This window comes from Burkholderia sp. FL-7-2-10-S1-D7, from assembly GCF_001524185.1.
In the GTDB taxonomy this organism is placed as follows: Bacteria; Pseudomonadota; Gammaproteobacteria; order Burkholderiales; family Burkholderiaceae; genus Burkholderia; species Burkholderia diffusa.
Window position 1 is genome coordinate 61,223 of the sequence record NZ_LOWY01000011.1, and the last position, 19,485, is coordinate 80,707.

15 protein-coding genes and 1 pseudogene are annotated in these 19,485 nt (G+C 66.3%); 10 read left to right on the forward strand and 6 right to left on the reverse strand.

The window, feature by feature from the left end:
* Nucleotides 1–53: 53 nt before the first annotated feature.
* On the reverse strand, nt 54–479 hold the full coding sequence (locus WS75_RS03090; RefSeq protein ID WP_059679110.1) for a helix-turn-helix domain-containing protein: 426 nt from the start codon (nt 477–479) through the stop codon (nt 54–56).
* Between the two features lie 172 nt (nt 480–651).
* Nucleotides 652–1,092, reverse strand: a complete 441-nt coding sequence (locus tag WS75_RS03095; RefSeq protein WP_059466290.1) for a MarR family winged helix-turn-helix transcriptional regulator — start codon at nt 1,090–1,092, stop codon at nt 652–654.
* A 135-nt stretch (nt 1,093–1,227) separates the two neighbouring features.
* Here WS75_RS03095 and WS75_RS03100 point away from each other — a divergent pair, with 135 nt between their 5' ends.
* Nucleotides 1,228–2,763: an MDR family MFS transporter gene (locus tag WS75_RS03100; RefSeq protein WP_059679111.1), complete on the forward strand. Its 1,536-nt coding sequence runs from the start codon at nt 1,228–1,230 to the stop codon at nt 2,761–2,763.
* 37 nt (nt 2,764–2,800) lie between these two features.
* Here WS75_RS03100 and WS75_RS03105 read toward each other — a convergent pair whose 3' ends face one another.
* The gene (locus tag WS75_RS03105; RefSeq protein WP_059679112.1) at nt 2,801–4,315 is read right to left on the reverse strand and encodes an acetyl-CoA hydrolase/transferase family protein; all 1,515 of its coding nucleotides are present in this window, start codon (nt 4,313–4,315) and stop codon (nt 2,801–2,803) included.
* 635 nt (nt 4,316–4,950) lie between these two features.
* Between WS75_RS03105 and WS75_RS03110 the strand changes: the two genes are divergently transcribed.
* From WS75_RS03110 to WS75_RS03145, 8 genes are all read left to right on the forward strand, one after another.
* Nucleotides 4,951–5,709, forward strand: coding sequence for a CDP-alcohol phosphatidyltransferase family protein (locus WS75_RS03110; protein WP_059679113.1), 759 nt, complete (start codon nt 4,951–4,953; stop codon nt 5,707–5,709).
* Nucleotides 5,706–6,515, forward strand: coding sequence for a HalD/BesD family halogenase (locus tag WS75_RS03115; RefSeq protein WP_059679114.1), 810 nt, complete (start codon nt 5,706–5,708; stop codon nt 6,513–6,515). The genes WS75_RS03110 and WS75_RS03115 overlap by 4 nt, the downstream gene beginning before the upstream one ends.
* Complete coding sequence (locus WS75_RS03120) at nt 6,512–7,513, forward strand: HpnL family protein (protein ID WP_059679115.1); 1,002 nt, start codon at nt 6,512–6,514, stop codon at nt 7,511–7,513. Before WS75_RS03115 ends, WS75_RS03120 begins: the two co-directional genes overlap by 4 nt.
* A gap of 36 nt (nt 7,514–7,549) precedes the next feature.
* Nucleotides 7,550–8,317, forward strand: a complete 768-nt coding sequence (locus WS75_RS03125; RefSeq protein ID WP_059679116.1) for a phosphocholine cytidylyltransferase family protein — start codon at nt 7,550–7,552, stop codon at nt 8,315–8,317.
* Nucleotides 8,314–9,999: a phosphoenolpyruvate mutase gene (gene aepX / locus WS75_RS03130; protein WP_059679117.1), complete on the forward strand. Its 1,686-nt coding sequence runs from the start codon at nt 8,314–8,316 to the stop codon at nt 9,997–9,999. Before WS75_RS03125 ends, aepX begins: the two co-directional genes overlap by 4 nt.
* The gene (gene aepY / locus WS75_RS03135) at nt 9,996–11,177 is read left to right on the forward strand and encodes a phosphonopyruvate decarboxylase (RefSeq protein ID WP_059679118.1); all 1,182 of its coding nucleotides are present in this window, start codon (nt 9,996–9,998) and stop codon (nt 11,175–11,177) included. The genes aepX and aepY overlap by 4 nt, the downstream gene beginning before the upstream one ends.
* Nucleotides 11,177–12,241, forward strand: a complete 1,065-nt coding sequence (locus WS75_RS03140) for a 2-aminoethylphosphonate aminotransferase (protein WP_059679119.1) — start codon at nt 11,177–11,179, stop codon at nt 12,239–12,241. Before aepY ends, WS75_RS03140 begins: the two co-directional genes overlap by 1 nt.
* A gap of 413 nt (nt 12,242–12,654) precedes the next feature.
* Complete coding sequence (locus WS75_RS03145) at nt 12,655–15,168, forward strand: EAL domain-containing protein (protein WP_059679120.1); 2,514 nt, start codon at nt 12,655–12,657, stop codon at nt 15,166–15,168.
* Between the two features lie 39 nt (nt 15,169–15,207).
* Here the strand turns inward: WS75_RS03145 and WS75_RS03150 are convergent.
* Both WS75_RS03150 and WS75_RS03155 read right to left on the reverse strand, forming a co-directional pair.
* Nucleotides 15,208–15,591 (reverse strand): annotated as a pseudogene (locus WS75_RS03150) (ATP-dependent protease).
* A 528-nt stretch (nt 15,592–16,119) separates the two neighbouring features.
* Nucleotides 16,120–16,785: a hypothetical protein gene (locus WS75_RS03155; protein ID WP_059679121.1), complete on the reverse strand. Its 666-nt coding sequence runs from the start codon at nt 16,783–16,785 to the stop codon at nt 16,120–16,122.
* A 363-nt stretch (nt 16,786–17,148) separates the two neighbouring features.
* Between WS75_RS03155 and WS75_RS03160 the strand changes: the two genes are divergently transcribed.
* A complete protein-coding gene (locus WS75_RS03160; protein ID WP_059679122.1) occupies nt 17,149–17,964 on the forward strand; it encodes a hypothetical protein in 816 nt (271 codons plus the stop codon).
* A gap of 28 nt (nt 17,965–17,992) precedes the next feature.
* On the opposite strand, the gene WS75_RS03165 is transcribed toward WS75_RS03160, so the two are convergent.
* Complete coding sequence (locus WS75_RS03165) at nt 17,993–19,144, reverse strand: acyltransferase family protein (protein ID WP_059679123.1); 1,152 nt, start codon at nt 19,142–19,144, stop codon at nt 17,993–17,995.
* Between the last annotated feature and the right edge of the window lie 341 nt (nt 19,145–19,485).

Genomic DNA, 19,485 nt, shown 5'->3' on the forward strand with positions numbered 1-19,485 from the left:
CCCCGTGGCGCGCTCGAGCGCCCACGCTTCGACACACCGGACCGCCTGACCGCTCACGCGCCTTCCGCCTTCGTGCGGCGCGCCGGATGACGATGCGCCACGATACGCAACAGCTTGCGGAACGACGCACACTCGAGATGACTCGGCGCCGGGCAGACGGCTGCGTGCCGCAACGCGTCGCGCACCGCGCCGAGACGGCGGATCGTACGGTCGAGCTCGTCGGCCTTGTCGTCGAGCTTCGCGCGATCGATCGCGGGCCGGCCGTCCGCGCCGAACATCGCGAGGATGTCGTCCAGCGAAAAACCGGCCTCGCGGCCGAGCGCGATCAGCGCAAGACGCTCCAGCACCGACTCGTCGTACTGGCGCCGCAGCCCGTGACGGCCGTTCGGCACGATCAATCCCTTTTCTTCGTAATAGCGCAGCGTCGACGCGGGCAATCCCGAGCGGCGCGCGACTTCGGCAATGTCCAGACGGCTCATGCTCGATCTCAAGTGAACTGGAAGTTGCAAGATGGCCGCTCGACTCGTTCGACACAAGCCTGAACCGCCATGCACCCGCCGAAACCGACTCGCGTCCCGACGTCCCGACACGCCGCGTCGCCGCGACCGTTCGAGCCGGCGGCGCTGGCTCGTCGAGCACCGCGCACCGCGTTCATTCGCCGCCGCTGTCGATCAGGTTGTGGCGCACGCGCCCGAGCAGGCGCACGAGCGTGTCGCGCTCGTCGCGCGTGAAGCCGCGCAAACCGTCGTCGGTGACGGTGTCGCCCACCTCCAGCATCTGCGGAAAGATGTCACGCGACTTGTCGGTCAGCCGGATCACGAACGCGCGGCGATCGTCGTCGTTCGCGATGCGTTCGATCCACCCGCAGCCTTCCATCCGGTCGAGCAACCGCGTCAGCGAGATCGGCGTGATCTCGAGCCATTCCGCGAGCCGCGCCTGATTCATCTCGCCCTTCCACGTCAGGTACGCGAGCACGCGGCTTTGCGCGCGCGTCAGTCCGAGGCGCTTCGCGCGTCGGTCGAACAGGCGTCCTTGCAGACGGGCCACGTCGGAAATCAGGTAGCCGATCCGGTTCTCGTAAGTCTTGTCCATGCGGCGATTATAGGGGCAGGCCACGAATCGCCCGCGGCTCGGGGCAAGCGATAAGCACAAACATAATAAGCATGCTTATAATTCGAGCCGTACCGGATCGCTGTCCACGGCGACCGCCCCACGGAGACCCCCCGCTTGAATCCCGCCGCCGACGACGACGCCGCCTCGCCACCCGCCCTCAACCGGCCGATGCTGACCCTGTCGATCATGCTCGCGACGCTGATCCAGACCCTCGACAGCACGATCGCGAACGTCGCGCTGCCGCATATGCAGGGCACGCTGTCCGCGTCGCAGGACGAAATCACCTGGGTGCTGACCTCCTACATCGTCGCCGCGGCGATCGCGACGCCGCTGACCGGCTGGCTGTCCGACCGCCTCAGCATGAAGCGGCTGCTGACGCTCTCGATCGCGGGCTTCACGATCGCGTCCGCGCTGTGCGGGCTGTCCGAGTCGCTCGTGCAGATCGTCGGCGCGCGGCTGCTGCAGGGCGTGTTCGGCGCCGCGCTGGTGCCGCTGTCGCAGTCGATCCTGCTCGACATCAATCCACGCGAGAAACAGGGCCAGGCGATGGCGATCTGGGGGATGGGCGTGATGGTCGGCCCGATCCTCGGCCCGACGCTCGGCGGCTGGCTCACCGACAGCTACAACTGGCGCTGGGTGTTCTTCATCAACGTGCCGATCGGCGCGTTCGCGCTGGCCGGCGTGCTGACCTTCCTGCCCGCGCGCGCGCCGCGGCCGCACGTGAAATTCGACGCGTTCGGCTTCGCGACGCTCGCGCTCGCGATCGGCGCGTTCCAGGCGATGCTCGACCGCGGCGAACAGCTCGACTGGTTCGGCTCGTACGAAATCCGCATCGAGGCGCTCGTCGCCGCCCTCGCCTTCGCGTTCTTCCTCGTGCATACGGCCACCGTCGGCAAGGCGTCGTTCTTCAAGTCGGAGCTGCTGCGCGACCCGAACTTCGCGACCGGCACGCTGTTCATCTTCGTCGTCGGCGCGGTCCTGTACGCGACGCGCGCGCTGTTGCCGCCGATGCTGCAGAACCTGATGGGCTATCCGGTCGCGACGACGGGCCTCGTCACCGCGCCGAGCGGCGCCGGCACGATGATCGCGATGCTGTTCGTCGGACGCTTGTTGAAATACGTAGATGCGCGTGCGCTGCTGTTCGCCGGGCTGGCGATTTCCGCGCTCGCGTTGTGGCAGATGATGCAGTACACGATCGTGCTGTCCGAGGCGGACATCGTGTGGCCCGGGGTGGTCCAGGGCTTCGGGCTGGGGCTCGTGTTCGTGCCGCTGAGCGCGCTGTCGTTCTCGACGCTGCAGCCGGAGCTGCGCGCGGACGGCACGGCCACCTACAGCCTGATGCGCAACATCGGCAGCAGTATCGGCATCTCGATCGTGCAGACGCTGATGACGCGCAACACGCAGGTCGCGCATGCCGACCTCGCGACCCACATCACGCCGTTCGACCCGGCCGTGCAGGCGATGGCCGGCAGCCACGTCGACATCGCGCTGCTCGACCGCACGATCAACCAGCAGGCCGCGATGATCGCCTACCTGAACGACTTCAAGCTGATGTTCGTCGCGACGCTGCTGATGATCCCGCTGTTGCTGCTGATCCGCCCGCCGCAGAAAACGGCGAGCGCCGACGTCGTGCACGCGGCGATGGATTGACGATGCGACGGGCGCATGCCCGCCGCGGGCCGCAACGTCAGGCCTTCATCGTCCCGGTGCGCACGTAGCGTTCGTGCCACGACAGCGCCTCGGCGAGCAGGTGCGGCGTGTGCTTGCCGAAGCTCTCGCGCGACGCGCGCTCGAAGTAGTCCTCGAGCATCGGCCGGTAGTCGGGATGCGCGCAGGTCGCGATGATCTTGCGTGCGCGCTGCTTCGGCGACAGGCCGCGCAGGTCGGCGAGCCCCTGCTCGGTGACGACCACCGCGACGTCATGCTCGGTATGGTCGACGTGGCTCGCCATCGGCACGATCCGCGAGATCGCGCCGCCCTTCGCGGTGCTGGCCGACATGAAGCACGACAGGTAGCCGTTGCGGGCGAAGTCGCCCGAGCCGCCGATGCCGTTCTGGATCTTCGTGCCCATCACGTGCGTCGAGTTCACGTTGCCGTAGATGTCGGCTTCGATCATCCCGTTCATCGCGATGCAGCCGAGGCGGCGCACGAGTTCCGGATGGTTGCTGATTTCCTGCGGGCGCAGCAGGATCTTTTCGCGGAACGTCGCGATATCGTCGGCGAATCGCTGCACGGCGGCCGGGCTCAGCGACAGCGCCGTGGCCGACGCGAAGCTCAGCGTGCCGTCGTCGAGCAGGTCGAGCATGCCGTCCTGGATCACTTCGGTGTACGCGGTCAGGTTCGAGAAGCCCGCCGAGCTCAGTTCCGCGAGCACCGCGTTCGTGATGTTGCCGACGCCCGACTGCAGCGGCAGCAGGTTTTCCGGCAGGCGGCCGCGCTTCACTTCGTGGCGCAGGAAGTCGATCAGCTGATGCGCGATCTGCTTCGACGTGGCGTCCGGCGCGGAGAACGCGTTGCTGCGGTCCGGCGCGTCGGTCTCGACGATCGCGACGATTTTCTCCGCCGGGCAGCGCAGGTACGGCTCGCCGATCCGGTCGTCGCTTTTCGTCAGCGGAATCGGCTTGCGGTGCGGCGGCAGCGCGGTGCCGTAATAGACGTCGTGCATCCCGTCGAGGCCGAGCGGCTGGCGCGAGTTGACTTCGAGGATCACGTGCTTCGCCTGCTCGAGCCACGTCTTGTTGTTGCCGATCGACGCGGACGGAATCAGCAGCCCGTCCTCGCGGATGCCCGCGACTTCGACGATCGCGACGTCGAGGTCGCCGTACAGCCCGAACCATGCGTATTGCGCGACGTGGCTCAGGTGGACGTCCTGGTAGTCGACTTCACCGGCGTTGATCTTGTCGCGCAGCGTCGGGTCGGACTGGTACGGCAGGCGCATCGAGATGCCGTTGGTGCGGGCGAGCGCGCCGTCGAGTTCCGGCGCGGTCGATGCGCCCGTCAGCACGTTGATCCGGAAGTCTTCGCCGCGCGCGTGAGCCGCGTCGATGTGGGCGGCGAGCGCGGCGGGCACGGCCTTTGGATAGCCCGAGCCGGTGAAGCCGCTCATGGCGACGGTCATGCCGGGACGGATCAGCGCGGCGGCTTCGTCGGCGGTGCGGACGAGCGAACGCAGGGCGGGAGCGAGGATGCGTGAAGAAGACATGGCTGTATATCTGACGCTTTTGGTCTGTCGTTGACGTCGCGGGGGGGTGTCTCCTGAGCGACGCGAAGCCCTTGGGGCCGCGAGGGGCGGCCCGGCACCACGGGCACGGTCGGAGTATCGCAGAGGCCATCGCCGCGAAATGTCCGCTGGATGCAAAAGATTCTTGCTGAATGCGCCGGGTATCGAACGACAGTTCTGTGACAGCCGCAAACGCATGCGTCCGAAAGCCGCACGAAAGCAGACTGCCAGTTTGCCGCGTGAAAATTACGAACGGCTGAACGTCAATCGACCGATACCTTTCCGGATTAACCGCGTCAACGCGATGAATCCGCATGCGATGGACGATCGGCGATCGCCGCGACCGATTGTCGCCCGACGCGGCTTTCGCAGGCCTGATGCACATCAACGCATCGACGCATGCGAATCGCCGCCAAACCCGCGCGCAAGGCCCGTCCGCCCTTGACAGCCGCGTGATGCGAACCACACTGGATCAGGTAAGGTCCGCCTGTGCGAACGCCGTATCGCGCATCCGGTTTGCAACCTGCCGATGCCCGGAATGCGCGGTAACACTCTCGTATGTCAGGACATTGGTCGAATAAAAAGCAACAAATTACAATTCCGTATATATTTCGCCGATGGACCAAAGAAAAACCGCTACACGTTCCGAACCGCCCCTGCCGCGCACCTGGGATGCGCGGCTCGCGCGCGCGCTCGTCCGCCCGCTGATCGACACGCCCGTTACCCCGAATCACCTCACCACTCTTCGTCTGCTGATCGGCCTTGCCGGTGCCTGGTGCCTTGCGCACGGCGGCTTCGGCTGGAGCAACGCGGGCGCATTCCTGATCGTGCTGTCGAACTTCGTCGACCACACCGACGGCGAACTCGCGCGCATCAGCGGCAAGTCGAGCAAGATCGGCCACTTTTACGACCTCGCGGCCGACGCGCTCGTGACGGTCGCGCTGTTCGTCAGCATGGGCCTCGGCATCGTCGCCCAGGGCGGCCAGATGGCCGCGTCGCCGGTACTGCTCGGCGCGGTGGCCGGCGCGGCCGTCGCGCTGATCTTCTTCCTGCGCATGCGGATCGAATCGATCGCCGGCAAGGCCGGCACCAAGCAGGCGTTCGCCGGCGGCTTCGAGACGGAAGACGTGCTCTACCTGCTGCCGATCGTAACGCTCGTCGACGGCGTCCAGCCGTTCCTGCTCGCGGCATCGATCGGCGCCCCGCTGTTCGCCGCGTGGGTCGTGATCGACTGGTGGCGCATCGTTCGGCGCGGCAACCTCCCGCACGAAAACGCCGTGCCGCCCCAAGTTTTCGTGTCCCCCTCGGGGGGCCTGGCGCGCAGCGACAGGTCCGGGGGCACTCAAAGTTCAACTGAAATCCAGGCTTCCAAATGACTCCTAGCACGCGCGACGACTCCGTGCTGAGCCCGGCACGCCCCGCGCCTGCGCGCGCGGCAGCGGCCGATCCCGATCGCACCGTGGCCGACTGCGTCGGCCGTCTCGACCTCGCGCGCCTGCGCGGCGACTACACGCGCCAGGGGTCGTTCCTGTACCTCGACGCATTCCTCCCGACCGACGCGCACGCGAAGCTCGCGGCCGCCGCCCGCGCGATGCAGGCGGGCCTGAACCGCAATTACCTGCCCGGCCACAAGCAGGGCGGCAGCGTGAGCCGGCACACGATCGACGAACAGGCGCCGTACATCGCCGAGCTGTACCGCTCGAAGGCGCTGATCGGTTTCCTCGAGAAGATCACCGGCGACAAGCTGATGCTGTCGCCGGACGACGATCCGCACGCGTACGCGCTGTACTACTACACGAAGCCGGGCGACCACATCGGCTGGCACTACGACACGTCGTACTACGACGGCCGCCGCTACACGTTGCTGATCGGCGTGATCGACGAGTCGTCGTGCCGGCTCGACTACGAGCTGCATACGCGCAATCCGGACGTGCCCGACGAGCCGGGCTCCGTGCAGATCGCCGACGGCGGCATCGTGCTGTTCGACGGCGACAAGCTGCGCCATCGCGTCACGCCGCTCGGCCAGAACGAGACGCGCGTGTCGCTCACCTTCGAATACGTGACCAACCCCGGCATGCGGCCGTGGAAGCGCTTCATCTCGAACATGAAGGACGCGATCGCGTATTTCGGTTTCCGCCAGGTGTTCAAGCAGCTGGCCACGCGACGGTCGACCGGGTCATGACACGCGCCGGCCTGATCCTGCTGTCCCTCGGAACGGCACTGTTCGTCGCCCTGCTCGCGTGGCAGGGCGTCGGCGCCGTCGCGTCGACGTTTCTCGCGGCCGGCTGGGGCCTCGCGCTCGTCGCGGCGTTCCACGTCGTACCGCTCGTGATCGACGCGCTGGCGATCTCGGTGATGTTCCGCCGCGGCCAGCCGGGCGCCGAGCTTGGCAACGCGCTGCGCGCGCGCTGGGTCGGCGAATCGGTGAACAGCCTGCTGCCCGCCGGGCAGATCGGCGGCCCGGTGCTGATGGTGCGCCACCTCGCGCAGCGCGGCACGCGAATGGCCGAAGCAGCCGCCGCGGTCACCGTCAGCACGACGATGCAGGCGCTCGCGCAGATGGCGTTCGCGCTGATCGGCATCGCCACGTTCAGCCTGTATGCGACGCACGAGTCCGTCGCCCACCTGCGCACGCCGGCGCTGATCGCCACCGGCGTGCTCGGCGCCCTCGCCGTCGCGTTCTACGTGGCGCAGCGGCGCGGGCTGTTCGGCCGCGGGCTGCGTCTCGCATCGAAGCTGCTCGGCCCGCGCGACTGGTCGTCGCTGGCGACCCGCGCGGACGCGATCGACGACGCCGTCGGCGCGCTGTACCGCGATCGCGCGAAGGTCGCGAAGACCTTCGCGTTGAGCCTCGTCGGCTGGATCGTCGGCACCGCCGAAGTGTGGCTCGCGCTGCACTTCCTCGGGCACCCGGTCAGCTGGCTCGACGCGCTGCTGCTCGAGAGCGTCGGCCAGGCGATTCGCGGTGCGGCATTCGCGATCCCGGGCTCGCTCGGCGCACAGGAAGGCGGTTACCTGCTACTCGCCCCGCTGGTCGGCCTGCCGCCCGACGCGGCGCTCGCGCTGTCGCTCGCGAAGCGCGCGCGCGAGCTCGCGCTCGGTCTGCCCGGCCTGCTCTATCTGCATTTCAGTGAAAGAAACTGGCAGCGGCGCCGCGCGCCGCAGCCCATCGCCGACTGATCGTTCAGATCCGCCGGCTTTTTGGTTGGAGAACCCATGCGAGCCATCATTCTTGCGGCAGGCCTAGGCTTGCGCCTGCAACAACCGCCCGAGGCGCAATTCCCGAAGTGCCTGCTGCGCTTCGACGACGTGTCGCTGCTCGAGCGCCATCTGCGCGTGCTCGACGCCGCCGGCGTCGATGAAATCGTGCTCGGGCTCGGCTTCCAGTCCGGGAAGGTCGAGCAGGAACTCAAGCGCCTCGGCCGCAGCGCCGAGATCGTGCTGAACGAGCGCTACGACCTCGGCAGCGTGCTGACCGTGCACACCGTCGCCGATGCGATGACGCGCGGCGGCGACGTGCTGCTGATGGACGCAGACGTGCTGTACGACGAGAACATCCTCCACGCGCTGGTCGCCGATCCGGACAAGGCGGTGGACCGCCTGCTGATCGACCGCGATTTCGAGGCCGGCGACGAGCCCGTCAAGCTGTGCCTGAAGAACGGCGTGCCGGTCGAGCTGCGCAAGCAGCTCGCGGTCGACCTCGACTACGACACGATCGGCGAGTCGGTCGGCTTCTTCCGCTTCACCGAAGGCACCGCGCGCCGCCTCGCGACGATCGTCGCGGGCTACGTCGACAGCGGCCGCGCAAACATGCCGCACGAGGAAGCCGTGCGTGACCTGCTGCTCGAAGGCGGTCATTCGTTCGACGTCGCCGACGTCACGGGCTCGCCGTGGATCGAGATCGACTTCCCGAACGACGTCGCACGCGCCACGCAAGAAATTCTCCCCCTGATTCAACGCACGACCGCAGGAGCCGCACGATGAACGCACGCGAACCCAACTTCTCCGAATCGCGCAGCGCACGCCTGCGCCGCATGCTCGTCAGCAGCGACCTCGAATTCCTGATGGAAGCGCACAACGGCCTGTCGGCGCGGATCGTCCGCGAAGCCGGCTTCAAGGGGATCTGGGCATCGGGCCTCGCGATCTCCGCGCAGTTCGGCGTGCGCGACAACAACGAAGCGAGCTGGACACAGGTCGTCGACGTGCTCGAGTTCATGGCCGACGCGAGCGACCTGCCGATCCTGCTCGACGGCGACACCGGCTACGGCAACTTCAACAACGTGCGCCGCCTCGTGAAGAAGCTGGAGCAGCGCGGCATCGCCGGGGTGTGCATCGAGGACAAGCAGTTCCCGAAGACGAACAGCTTCATCGACGGCGAGCGCCAGCCGCTCGCGGAGATCGACGAGTTCTGCGGCAAGATCAAGGCCGGCAAGGATTCGCAGAGCGATCCCGATTTCTCGATCGTCGCGCGCGTCGAGGCGCTGATCGCCGGCTGGGGGATGGACGAGGCGCTGCGCCGCGCGAACGCGTATGCGGAAGCCGGTGCCGACGCGATCCTGATCCACAGCAAGCTGTCGCGCCCGGACGAAATCCTGCAATTCGCGCGCGAATGGAGCGGCAAGGCGCCGCTCGTGATCGTGCCGACCAAGTACTACAGCACGCCGACCGACGTGTTCCGCCAGGCCGGTATCAGCACCGTGATCTGGGCGAACCACCTGATCCGTGCGTCGGCATCGGCGATGCAGTCCGTCGCACGCGAAATCCACGAAAACCAGACGCTGATCAACGTCGAGGACCGCGTCGCGTCGGTCAACGAAATCTTCCGCCTGCAGGACGCCGACGAATACTCGGCAGCGGAGCGCATCTACCTGTCGTCGTCTTCGCGCGCATCGAACGCGGCGATCGTGCTCGCCGCGAGCCGCGGCAAGGGGCTGGAAGCCGTGACCGAAGACAAGCCCAAGGTCATGCTGCCGGTCGCCGGCAAGCCGCTGTTGCGCTGGCTCGTCGACGGCTTCAAGAAGCACGGCGTGAACGACATCACCGTGGTCGGCGGCTATCGCGCCGACGCGATCGACACGTCGGGCATCAAGCTCGTCGTCAACGAACGCCATGCGCAGACGGGCGAACTCACGTCGCTCGCATGCGCGGCCGAACGCCTGACGGGCGACACCGTGATCTCGTACGGCGACCTGCTGTTCCGCAGCTACATCCTGCGCGACCTGGCGGAGAGCGAGGCCGAGTTCAGCGTCGTCGTCGATTCGTCGCTCACGGAGACCAACCAGAGCGTGCGCGACTTCGCGCTCTGCTCGGCGGCAGACGATCGTGGCCTGTTCGGCCAGAAGACGTATCTGCAACGTGTATCGAGCGACGTCGCCGCAGGCACGCCGCACGGCCGCTGGATCGGCCTCTTGAACGTGCGCGGCGCCGGCGTCGATCGCCTGAAGGCGATGCTCGCGACGCTGCAGGCGCGCCCGGATTTCGACACGCTCGACATCCCCACGCTCCTCAACGAACTGATCGCCGCCGGCGAGAAGATCGAGGTGCAGTACGTGCACGGCCACTGGCGCGGCGTCAACGATCTCGAAGACTTCCGCCGCGCGGGCGACTTCGCGCACGGCCAGACGCCGCTGTCGGAGCCGGGTGCCGGCAACGGGAGCGCGCAATGATCGAAGCGGCCCAGTTTGTCGAGGCCGCGCGCGAACGCGGCTTCGACTGGTACGCGGGCGTGCCCTGCTCGTACCTGACGCCGTTCATCAACTACGTGCTGCAGGACCCGACGCTGAATTACGTGTCGGCCGCGAACGAAGGCGACGCGGTCGCGCTGATCGCGGGCGCGACGCTCGGCGGCAAGCGCGGCATCGCGATGATGCAGAACTCGGGGCTCGGCAACGCGGTGAGCCCGCTGACGTCGCTGACCTGGACGTTCCGCCTGCCGCAATTGCTGATCGTCACGTGGCGCGGCCAGCCGGGCGTGGCCGACGAGCCGCAGCACGCGCTGATGGGCCCGATCACGCCCGCGATGCTCGACACGATGGAGATCCCGTGGGAGACGTTCCCGACCGACCCCGAACAGGTCGGCCCGGCACTCGACCGCGCGATCGCGCACATGGACGCGACGGGCCGCCCGTACGCGCTCGTGATGCAGAAAGGCAGCGTCGCGCCGTATGAGCTGAAGGCGAACCCGGCCGCGCAGCCGCGTGCGCATGTCGCCGCGCAATCGTCGTCGCGCGCCGAAGCGCCCGCCGCGTGGCCGACCCGCCACGACGCGCTGCAGCGCGTGATTGCGCACACGCCGGTCGATTCGACTGTCGTGCTCGCATCGACCGGCTTCTGCGGCCGCGAACTCTACGCGATCGACGATCGCCCGAACCAGTTGTACATGGTCGGCTCGATGGGTTGCGTGACGCCGCTCGCGCTCGGCCTCGCGCTCGCGCGCCCCGACCTGCGTGTCGTTGCGGTCGACGGCGACGGCGCCGCGCTGATGCGCATGGGCGTGTTCGCGACGCTCGGCACCTACGGTCCGGCCAACCTCACGCACGTGCTGCTCGACAACGGTGCACACGAATCGACCGGCGGCCAGGCAACCGTGTCGCGGCATGTGTCGTTCGCGGGCGTCGCGGCCGCGTGCGGCTACGCATCGGCCGTCGAAGGCGATACGCTCGACGTTCTCGATGCGACGCTCGCAACGCAAGCCGACGGCGTGCAGTTCGTGCGCGTGGCGATCCGCACGGGCGTGCCCGACGGCCTGCCCCGCCCGACCGTCACGCCGGTCGAGGTCAAGACCCGCCTGATGCGGCACATCGGCGCCGCGCAGACCGAAGCCCACGTTGAAGGAGCCCATTGATGCTGCTGCTGAACCCTGGCCCCGTCACGCTCACCGAACGCGTGCGCCGCAGCCTGCTGCAACCCGACCTGTGCCATCGCGAAAGCGAATTCTTTGATCTGCAGGATGAAGCGCGTGCGCGCCTCGTCGCCGCGTACGCGCTCGATCCGGCCGAATGGGCCGCCGTGCTGATGACGGGCTCGGGCACCGCCGCCGTCGAAAGCATGATCGCGGCGCTCGTGCCGCAGGACGGCAAGCTTCTCGTGATCGAGAACGGCGTGTACGGCGAGCGCATCACGCAGATCGCGACGCAGTACGGAATCGCGCACGACGTGCTGAAGCACGAATGGATGCAGGCACCCGATCTCGCGCAGATCGCCGCGCGTCTCGACGCGGGCGGTTATTCGCACGTCGCGGTGATTCATCACGAAACGACGACCGGCCGGCTGAACGACCTCGGCGCGATCGCCGACGTGTGCCGTGCGCGCGGCGTGAAAATGCTCGTCGACGGCGTCAGCAGCTTCGGCGCCGAAGCGATCGATTTCGCCGGCGGCGTGATCGACGCGGTCGCCGCGACCGCGAACAAGTGCCTGCACGGCGTGCCGGGTGCCGCGTTCGTGATCGTGCGCCGCAGCGCGCTCGCGAAGGCCGCGAGCCGGACCTACTACCTCGACCTCGGCCGTCTGGCGAAGCTGCAGGATCAGCGCAACACGCCGTTCACGCCGTCCGTGCACGCGTATTACGCGCTCGTCGAGGCGCTGCGCGAGTTCGACGAAGCCGGTGGCTGGCGTGCGCGCCATGCGCACTACAAGGCGCTCGCCGACCAGGCGCAGGCTGGGCTCGCGGCGCGCGGAATGCCGCTCGTGCTGCCCGAAGGCGCATCGTCGGTCGTGCTGCGCGCGTATCGGCTGCCGCAGGGCGTCACGTACGAGACACTACACGATGGCCTGAAGGCACGCGGCTTCGTCATTTATGCGGGGCAAGGCGGGCTGTCGAAAGAACTGTTCCGGATTTCGACGATGGGTGCGATCGGCGCGACCGATGTCGAGCGGTTGCTGGAAGGGTTTACAGCGCTGACGCAGTAACGCCGCCCGCTTCGTCGACGAAAGGCCCGCAAGGGCCTTTTTTTGTTGTTCGAGAAGTAGCGGGAGTATCGACCGCCCCCCTGCCCGCAGTCGTTCGACTTGCCGCCACGCCGCCCGGATGTCGTCACGGCACTCAACTCTTGTCCGAACTTGTCGTTAACGCAGGGTGGCTGCCCTTGGGAGGGCGATGCTTCCGCGTCTGGATGCACTGGGCGTGCGATCGCCGAATGTCGTGCCGACGGTCACGGCACCGCGCTCGCCGCCTCGAACGACCGGTCAATACCCCGCTTGCAAGTTCGATGAGTACGTAACCATTCGAGGCGAGCGACATCGGATCTTGCCTGCCGCCGCAGACGAGCCCGCAGGTTGCCGGATCGCAATGCGCCGGCAAGGTTTTTCGTGTTGGTTAGAGAATGTATCCGAACAGTTACGATGTGCCGATTGCGCGCCTGGTCGCGCGTCAGATTCTATCTTGTGCACCTGCCACGCCGGTCCGAGAGGTCGCACGACGCATGTTCGCCGAGCACTGCAGCTCGATCGTCGTGATGCAGGACGGCCAGGTCGTCGGGATCTGGACCGAGCACGATGCGCTGTCGGCCGGCGACGATCCGCGCGAGCTCGATCGGCCGGTCGGCGAAGTGATGAGCCATCCGGTGCTGACGCTCGAGGCCAGTACGCCGCTGGGTGAAGCTGCGATGAAGTTCACGCAGTCAGGCGTGCGGCACTTCGTGGTGGTTCGGGATGGCGCAGCAATCGGTGTGCTGACGCAGACCGACGTCGTCGTGAACCAGGGGCCGGAATTCTTCCTCCACCTGAAGCCGATCGAATCGATCTCCGTCCATCCCCCCGTCGTCGTGCCCGAGCATGCCGCGCTGCACGCAGTCATCACGCAGATGCGCACGCAACGGCTCGATGCGATCCTCGTCGGCTACGACGACGGCGAGCGCGGCATCCTGACCGAACGGGACGTCGTCCGGCTCCTGGCGGACGGCGGGGCCCAAGGCGCGGTCGGGGCCTTCGCCAGCAGGCCGCTGCAGATGCTGTCCGCCCGGCAGAGCCTGTATGCCGCGCAGCGCTTCATGACCGAGCACAACATGCGGCACGTCGGCATCGAGGACGAGGATGGCAGGCTCACCGGGCTGCTCTGTTTCGCGGACGTGCTGCAGAGCATCGAGCACGAATACGCGAACGAGCTGCGCAGCGCCTTGCGCGAGCGCGACGAAGCGCTCGGGCTCGCCCGCTTCAACCTGCGCATGGCGGATCGGGTGTTCGAATCGGCGCTCGAAGGCATCATGGTGACCGACCGGCATGCGAAGATCGAGCGCGTCAACCGGGCCTTCACTCACCTGACCGGGTACACCGAGGACGAAGTGATCGGGCGCAACCCGGGCCTGCTGAGTTCAGGGCGCCAGACGCCCGAATTCTACAAGCAGCTGTGGCATTCGCTGACGACCGATGGCCACTGGCAAGGCGAAATCTGGAATCGCCGCAAGACCGGCGAGCTGTTTCTCGAATACCTGACGATCACCAGCATTCGCGACAACGCAGGCGAGATATCCCACTACGCGGCGATCTTTTCCGACATCACGCAGCGGCGCCAGGCGGAGGAGCGGCTGGGCTATCTCGCCACGCACGACGTGCTCACCAATCTCGCGAACCGGGCGCTGTTCGAGGAGCGGCTCGCGCACGCGATCGTCCAGGCGAAGCGACTCGGCCGCAAGGTCGCGGTGATGTACCTCGATCTCGACCGCTTCAAGCTGGTCAACGATACGCTCGGCCACAACGCCGGCGATGAGGTGTTGAAGATCGTCGCGGGACGCATCGTCGCCGAAGTGCTCGCGAACGACACCGTGGCACGCATGGGCGGCGACGAATTCGCGCTCGTGCTCGAGGAATTCGACGACGTCCGCGACGTCGGGCGCATTGCGCGCACGCTGCTGGACGAAGTGGCGCGGCCCATCGATATCGGCGGTCGCGAGATCTTCGTCACCCCGAGCATCGGCATCAGCATCTATCCGGACGACGGGATCGAGGCCGAGCACTTGATCCTGCTCGCGGACCAGGCGATGTACGGCGCGAAGAGTCGCGGCAGGAACGTGTTCCAGTTCTTCGAGAGCAAGATGACGTCGTCGGCGATCGAGCAGCTGGATATGCTCGGCGAGTTGCACCGCGCGCTCGAGCAGAATGAATTCCGCCTGTTCTACCAGCCGCAATACGATCTGGCCAGCGGCCGGATCGTCGGCATGGAGGCGTTGCTGCGCTGGTTGCATCCACGCAGGGGGCTGGTACCGCCGGGCGAGTTCATCGGGCTCGCGGAGCGGTCCGCGCTGATCGTCCCGATCGGCCGGTGGGTGCTCCACGAAGCCTGCCGCCAGGCGCGCCGCTGGCTCGACGAGGGCTTCGAGTTCGGACGTGTGGCGGTGAACGTGTCGGCACGGCAATGCCTTACCGACCATTTCCTCAGCGACCTGACGACCATCCTCAGCGAAACCACGTTGCCGACCGAGTGCCTGCAGCTCGAGCTGCTCGAAAGCATGGCGATGAACACCCGCGAGGAAATCGGCATCCTGCTGCGCGAACTGGCGATCCGGGGAATCAGCCTGGCGATCGACGATTTCGGCACGGGATATTCGTCGCTGGTGTATCTGAAGGATCTGCCCGTCGATACGCTGAAGATCGATCAGTCGTTCCTCAAGGACTGCGGTTCGGGCAGCACGGACGACGCGATCGTGCGCGCGATCGTTGCGATGGGCCGCGCGCTGGGGCTCGATGTCGTGATGGAGGGCGTAGAGACGGAAAAACAACTGGCCTTCCTGAAGGAGATCGGCTGCCATCAGGGGCAGGGTTTCCTGTTCGCGCGGCCACAGCCCGCCGACCAGCTCGTCGGGATCTTGTCGCAACACAGCGCGACGTTGCTGGCGGAGTGAACCTTCCAGGTAGCGGGCACATGCGGATGCAAGCAGCGGTCAGAGATCTGCACGCACTTCACCGGTTCCGAGCGCGCTCCGCTGGCGGGTGACTTCCGCCCAAAGCTCACCGCTGTCGTTATCGCGCAACAGGCCCATGTTGTCCAGCTGATCGTCGGTCACGCTGAAGTATTCCAGGATTTCCCGGCGAACCGCGTCGATGAACTGCGCGTATTCCGGGGTTGTCTGGGCCTGCGCGTGCAGGGCGTCGTATTCTGCATCGTCCGCGCCGCCGCCGTGCTCGTCGATATAGCGCGAGACCCACTGGTCTCGTTCGCGATCGTAATCGGCTTCGGCGCGCATCGCTTACACAGCCGTGTAGAAATCCAATTGGGCAAACGCGGCGATCGCCGCCGTTGTCGCCTCGTCGAATGTAGTCGTCATTCCATCCCTCGTGTCAGTCACGGCACATCATCGCGCGGGCCGCATCCAGGCAGGTGCCTCGCATCCGGACCGAGCAAGACGCCGCGGTCGAAGGGCCCGTTTTAATGCGCCACTCATCGTGGCCGCCCGAGCAACAGGAAACGCATTTTGCTGCGCCGGAGGTACAGCGAGGAAAACAACTGGGTGCGGCAAATCGCAGAACAAGTTTCGAACGTATCGCCGCGAGCGTCACTCCGGCACTTAAGCTCCAATGCGGGCGCCGGTCGTGCATGGCTCGTAGTGGCCGAAACGGGCGCTGTCGGATACCTCCCCGATGGTCCGTTACCGGCTCAAAACGACCCGGAGCGGTCATTCAACCACACGCGAGACGAACGTCGGCTTTTTGAGTGCCAGTGGAAGAGGCTCAATCTAGGAGACCAAGGCAGACCCGTGCATGCCGAATGGTCAAGCTTCCTGAGGGCCGTATGGAAGACACCTCCGAAAAATGGCAACACCCAGCGGCAGCCGGGCCTTCCCATTGTTCAGCCATCAGTTGCAGTTCGTGTTCGTGAATGCACCTAGTTGCGTCGACGTGCAATGCAAACTGGAGTTGAGATGCACCGACCGCGGCTGGCGAGCATTGACTGCGTGCATGTAGTTCGCCCAAGCGTTGAGGTTGTTTGCGAACTGCTGATTGGCAATCTGCTGCGCTTGAAGTTGCCGGTCCTGGTCTTGAATTAAGCGAGCCTCACGATACTGGCGCTGAGCATCGGAGGCGGCCTTGCCGATCTCATATCGGCGCCGCGCAAATTCGCCGTAGGTGACCCTTTGCTGATAAAGCGCGACAATCAGCTCGCTGACCCGGCCTTCAGCTTCGGTCGTGTAGGCCCGTTCCAGCTCGATGTACGTTACATCCATCGGGCCCGCGTTAGGCGGTATGACGTTGACGCCGTGTGCACGCTTGAGGCACGCATCTCGGCGCGTTGCCCACTTCCCAAGGAGAGGCTGTTCAGCAGCAGTCGGAAACTGGTCGAGAGATGCAAACTCGAACGGCGGCGCTTCGTCTTGCTGACGCATAAATTCGACTTTGTGCCGAATCGGGTCGAGCTCTGGCGTCGCGAAGTCGGCTTCGCACGCCTTCCGCACAGCATCGAACTGTGCCTGGATAGCATCGCGCTGTGCCTTAGCCGCGTCAGCGGCTTCCTTTCTATGCAAGCTACCACCTCCATTCGCATACCCGCGCGTGCCTGGCAGGCAGTCAGCCCAAGGAATGCCAAGCGCACAATCACCCGGGTGGTTTGCGAACCCGGGCCCCACACTGCTGCAACCGCCAAGCAACGCGACGCCAATCATTGCCAGATGCCGTACATTTAGCGTCATTCCTTGCCCCCCCCCCGTTCGTTGGTGCTCGGTCAGCAAATTCTACCGCGCCTCTAGCCGCAAAAAGTCGATCTTGCGGAAGCACGTCCGGCCGTCGACGCGGTGAAGCGGTCATCGGCATGACCGCTTTTTGCCTGCGATGGATGCCCGCTTCTGGCCGTTCAGCGACATCCACTACCCCAAAGACCATCCCCCCACATGCCCCCGAGAATCCTCAATTTCGCCCCGCTTCTGGCGCTTGCCGCCTCCCCCCTGGTTCAGGCTGCCGGCGATCAACCTTGCGACGCCGCCGCCGTCACGGCCGTCGCCCGCTGGGCCGGCATCGCGGACGCCACGCGTGGCGCGGACCAGCTCGTGGTCGCAACGGCATGCAAGGTGATGCCGAACACGCCGCAGACGACGATCGCGGCCGTCGCGTTCGATTCGCTGCCGAAGAGCAAGAACCCAGACGACAGCAGCAAGCTGCAGGTCGTCGCGCTCGTCGAGGGCGGCAAGGTCGTCGCGGCCGAGCAGTCGATCGTCGAGGAAGATGCCGCCACGGAAGTCGGCCCGAACAGCTATCGCATCGATACCGCGCCGTACCGGTTGTCACGCGACGTGCGTGCGTTCGGCATCGTCTTCACGAGCAGCGCACGCGGGCCGAGCTGTCCCGATGCAAACGCAAGCGAAGAGCTGACGCTGTGGGTTCGCGAAGGCAATCGTATCCGCCCGGTATTCGGCACCAACCTGTACGGCTGGGTCAGCGTCGAGGGCGACGCGTGCGGCGCCGGCGCGGGCAACGCTCGCAGCGAAGATGCGAAGATGACGATCGCCGTCGAGCAAGCGTCGAGCCACGGCTTCGCCGACCTGTCGATCACCGCGCACGTCACGGAGACGAAGCGCACAGACGGCAACTATTCGGATACGGGCAAGCGAACCGCACGCACGATCGTCAAATACGACGGCAAGTCGTACGGGATCGACATGTTCCGGACCTTCTGGTATTCCCCCGAGGCGCTTACGCGTTTCAAGTGAAGCCGCAGGCCGTGCACGCCACGCCCGCCTACTCCGCCACCTTCGGCCCGATCGCATCGGTCTGCACCGGCATCCGCAGTGCATCGTCGCGCATGCGTCGCGTCCCGCGCGCGGTGTAGCGATCCTTCAGCCGGAGGAACGGTTTCTCGACGAGGAAATAGCTCGCCGTCGCGGCCAGCAGCGCCCACACGATCCCGAGCGGGAACGCGTGCGGAACGGCCAGATCCGGATTCGCGAACGGCTGCTGCCACAGATACAGGCTGAACGAGATCGTGCCGACGAACACGACCGGCGCAGCGCGCAGCCACCGCGCACACCAGAACTCGCTGCGGAAATTCAGCACGACGATCACGATCGCGATCAGCGCGGCCTCGAGCGTCACCCCGTAGGTCGCATTCCAGAAGCCACCGAGCCGATGCTCGGCAACGGGCATCCCGAACAGCACGATGAAGACAATCGCCGTCACGATGCGCGTCTCGCCGCGCCACGAGCGGATCCATGTTTCGATCCGTTCGCGGTTGAGCGCCGCGTAGCAGCCGATCAGGATCGGATCGACGCCCGTATGCAGCATCATCCCGAGCTGGCCGCGCAGCGCCGGCGCGACGAAATACGTGAGCGCGCGCACCAGCGGCACGGCCAGGATCAACGCGGCCAGCCAGCGCGTGCCGCGACAGCGGGTGCCGTACACGAACAACAGCGGCCAGAACCAGTAGAACTGCTCCTCGAGCGCGAGCGACCAGAAATGGCCGAGATACCACGCGCCGGCCGGACGCAGCGCGTTGTCGCCGGTCAGCCCGAACCACGCCGAGTAGTTCCACAGATGCAGCGCCGCATACAGCCACTGATGGCGATCGACGTCGAGCCAGCCGGAGATGGCGAGCACGCCGACGGTCGCGAGATACACGTAGCAGGCCGGCCAGATGCGCAACGCGCGGCGCACGTAGAACGACGTCAGCGCGATCCCGCCGGTGCGCGCGAATTCGGCGCGCAGCACGTTGGTGATCAGGAAGCCGCTGAGGACGAAGAAGATCAGGACACCGAGCCGGCCGTCGGCGATCAGCCGCAGCGGCGCGAACCAGCCCGTGTAGCCGCCCGGCAGTACGTGCTCCGCATGGCCGACGACGACCATCGTGACCGCGACGGCGCGCAACCCGGTCAGCTGCTTGACGCGATGGTTCATCGGTTCGTTTCCCGTTGGCACGGTGGAGGAACGGTATGAAGGCCGGCACCCGCGATCGGCTCGCCGATTTGTCGCCGGGATTTTGTCTGAAAAATATCGGAACGAAATTGCTTCAAAAAATCTCGGTGCGCCTGTCGGCCGACATGCCGCGCCGCACGCCCGGTGCCCGCCAGCGCACGGCGGCCGGAATGAATGGGCATAATGACAAGCCTTGTCCGGCGGCGGCCGGTCCGATGCAGACACAACGAATCTTGCGGCGCCGCAATATCCGCGATACTGGCGCTGAGGGATTCCGATCGCACACCGGCCCGTGCCTCGTCCGCCTCCTGCCGACCTCACCC

Excerpts from the sequence above, each read along its gene's own strand:
- WS75_RS03110 (WP_059679113.1), top strand. The coding sequence starts at position 4,951 with ATGGACCAAAGAAAAACCGCTACACGTTCCGAACCGCCCCTGCCGCGC.
- WS75_RS03120 (WP_059679115.1), top strand. The coding sequence starts at position 6,512 with ATGACACGCGCCGGCCTGATCCTGCTGTCCCTCGGAACGGCACTGTTC.
- WS75_RS03105 (WP_059679112.1), bottom strand. The coding sequence starts at position 4,315 with ATGTCTTCTTCACGCATCCTCGCTCCCGCCCTGCGTTCGCTCGTCCGC.
- WS75_RS03160 (WP_059679122.1), top strand. The coding sequence starts at position 17,149 with ATGCCCCCGAGAATCCTCAATTTCGCCCCGCTTCTGGCGCTTGCCGCC.
- aepY (WP_059679118.1), top strand. The coding sequence starts at position 9,996 with ATGATCGAAGCGGCCCAGTTTGTCGAGGCCGCGCGCGAACGCGGCTTC.
- WS75_RS03165 (WP_059679123.1), bottom strand. The coding sequence starts at position 19,144 with ATGAACCATCGCGTCAAGCAGCTGACCGGGTTGCGCGCCGTCGCGGTC.
- WS75_RS03095 (WP_059466290.1), bottom strand. The coding sequence starts at position 1,092 with ATGGACAAGACTTACGAGAACCGGATCGGCTACCTGATTTCCGACGTG.
- WS75_RS03090 (WP_059679110.1), bottom strand. The coding sequence starts at position 479 with ATGAGCCGTCTGGACATTGCCGAAGTCGCGCGCCGCTCGGGATTGCCC.
- WS75_RS03140 (WP_059679119.1), top strand. The coding sequence starts at position 11,177 with ATGCTGCTGCTGAACCCTGGCCCCGTCACGCTCACCGAACGCGTGCGC.
- WS75_RS03125 (WP_059679116.1), top strand. The coding sequence starts at position 7,550 with ATGCGAGCCATCATTCTTGCGGCAGGCCTAGGCTTGCGCCTGCAACAA.
- aepX (WP_059679117.1), top strand. The coding sequence starts at position 8,314 with ATGAACGCACGCGAACCCAACTTCTCCGAATCGCGCAGCGCACGCCTG.
- WS75_RS03145 (WP_059679120.1), top strand. The coding sequence starts at position 12,655 with ATGTATCCGAACAGTTACGATGTGCCGATTGCGCGCCTGGTCGCGCGT.
- WS75_RS03115 (WP_059679114.1), top strand. The coding sequence starts at position 5,706 with ATGACTCCTAGCACGCGCGACGACTCCGTGCTGAGCCCGGCACGCCCC.